Genomic DNA, 2078 nt, shown 5'->3' with positions numbered 1-2078 from the left:
AGCGGATTGAAAATCCGCGTGTCCGTGGTTCGAATCCGCGTCTGGGCACCATTTTTCTAAAAAAACTTATGTTTTTCATCTAGTTAAGCTTCGATTTTGTCCCACCTTAATTGTCTTTGCGAAAAAGTGGGACATTTTTGTCCTTGCTGTGTTCTCCCGAAATGCGCTTGAGGGCGCTCTCGGCCCGCGTTTTCTGACTCGCTGCCCGGGTGTATCTCGTCTCCTCTTTGGAGGTCGTATGGCCGGTAATGGCCATGATTTCGAATTCCGTGCAACCGAGTTCGGCCAAGCGTGCAGCCGCTGCCTTGCGAAGGCCATGAACCGAACAGTTTTCGAGCCCAGCTTCTTCGACCCATTTGTGGAACCGGTTTCCGAAACCGTTCGAGGTAAAAGGCTGGCCAAAGCTCGTAACAAGAAATGTCAAGTCGCCGGTCGGGGATGCGTCAAGGATGTGCTGGAGCGCTGGAATAATCGGAAGCTCCATATGAACCGGCTTCCGCTTTCGATTTTTTTGCTGCGTGAAGACAAGCCCCCCATCTCTAACATGCTGTCGGCCGAGAGCGACCAGGTCAGCACGTCTCTGCCCTGTGTAAAGAGCAAGCGCGAGCGCAAGCCTCGCTGTCGTGCCGACCGGGTGCCGTTTCTCGAATCTCTCGATTTCAGCGAGCGTCCAGCTATGAAAACCTTCGGCACGGCCGGATAGATATTCAATTTTTTCGGCTGGGTTGGCGTCATGCAGGTCATATCGAACAGCATATTTATATAGCTGCCGAAGCGCTTTCACCATGCCGTTCGCTGCTTCGGGACGATCAACCATTTCATCCCGGCGTTTACGGATATGCTATGTGCAGAGATTTTTGCCTTGTACCGGATCAGAAATGCAATTTTAAGGAGTACTGTGTTGATTGCCACTGAGAATTGACCCATGTTCCAACCTTCCCTCGCATGTTTTGAGCGGGGGCTATGGAGTGATTGACCTGGCGTTATTGAGCGTGATCCGACGCTGGCATCCTAGAGAGCATCTATCGATCCGGGAGATTTGCCGCAGTGCTCTGCGCCCTGAAAACTGGATCGTTTGCTGTTGGAGTATTCCGCGGTATTTTCCTGGCTGGGAGAAGGAGTGGAAGAGATGAAGGCATCGAAGTTTTCGGACGCCCAGAAGGTGTTTATTCTGAAGCAGGGGGATGACGGTGTGCCTGTGGCGGAGATTTGCCGCAAGGCCGGGATCAGCCAGGCGACCTACTTCAACTGGAAGAAAAAATACGCAGGTCTTCTGCCTGACGAGATGCGCCGGCTGAAAGCTTTGGAAGATGAGAATGCGAAACTGAAGCGGATCGTGGCGGACCTGACGCTGGACCGCGAGATGCTTCAGGATGTCATCCGCCGAAAGCTCTGAGGCCTGCCCGAACGCGCAAGCTTGTGGATGGGATGCTGGTGGACTGGGGGGTGTCGATCAGGCGAGCCTGCAAGGTTCTGACGTTCGACACCTCGACCTACCATTACAAATCCCGCCGCATCGGTCAGGCCGCTCTTGAAAGACGGATCAAGGAGATATGCGAGACACGCGTCCGGTTTGGCTATCGGCGTGTTCACGTACTCCTTCGACGAGAAGGCTGGATGGTCAATATCAAGAAGACCCGCAGGATTTACAAGGCGTTAGGGCTGCAGCTCAGGAACAAGCACCCGAAACGCCGGGTGAAGGTAAAGCTGCGCGAGGATCGCCAGGAGGCCGTAGGGCCGAACGATATCTGGGCGATGGACTTTGTTCATGATCAGCTCGCGGCAGGCAAGAAGCTGCGAATCCTGACCATTGTGGATATCCATTCCCGCTTCAGCCCGGCCACCGACCCGCGCTTTACCTATCGCGGTGAGGATGTGGTGCAAACGCTGGAACGGATTTGCAGGAAAGGCGGTTATCCGAAGACGATACGGGTCGACAATGGCAGCGAATTTATCTCCCGTGACCTCGATCTGTGGGCCTATGTGAACAAGGTCACGCTGGACTTCTCGCGGCCTGGCAAACCGACCGACAACGGCTTCATCGAAGCTTTCAACAGAGGTGGCTCGGGAAATCTGCA

At 54.3% G+C, this 2078-nt stretch carries 1 protein-coding gene and 1 pseudogene; one reads left to right on the top strand and one right to left on the bottom strand.

Annotated features, from left to right (window positions below; translation table 11 throughout):
- Window positions 1–106: 106 nt before the first annotated feature.
- Complete coding sequence (locus B4E36_RS23720; RefSeq protein ID WP_292059808.1) at window positions 107–817, bottom strand: tyrosine-type recombinase/integrase; 711 nt, start codon at window positions 815–817, stop codon at window positions 107–109.
- Window positions 818–1129: 312 nt separating this feature from the next.
- Here B4E36_RS23720 and B4E36_RS23715 point away from each other — a divergent pair.
- Window positions 1130–2078 (top strand): annotated as a pseudogene (locus B4E36_RS23715) (IS3 family transposase); the annotation flags it as partial.

The organism is Martelella sp. UBA3392 (assembly GCF_002358775.1).
GTDB classification, from domain to species: domain Bacteria; phylum Pseudomonadota; class Alphaproteobacteria; order Rhizobiales; family Rhizobiaceae; genus Martelella; species Martelella mediterranea.
This window is presented reverse-complemented; position numbering and strand designations above follow the sequence as displayed.

Coding starts and splice junctions, on each gene's coding strand:
- B4E36_RS23720 (WP_292059808.1), bottom strand. CDS start 817: ATGGTTGATCGTCCCGAAGCAGCGAACGGCATGGTGAAAGCGCTTCGG.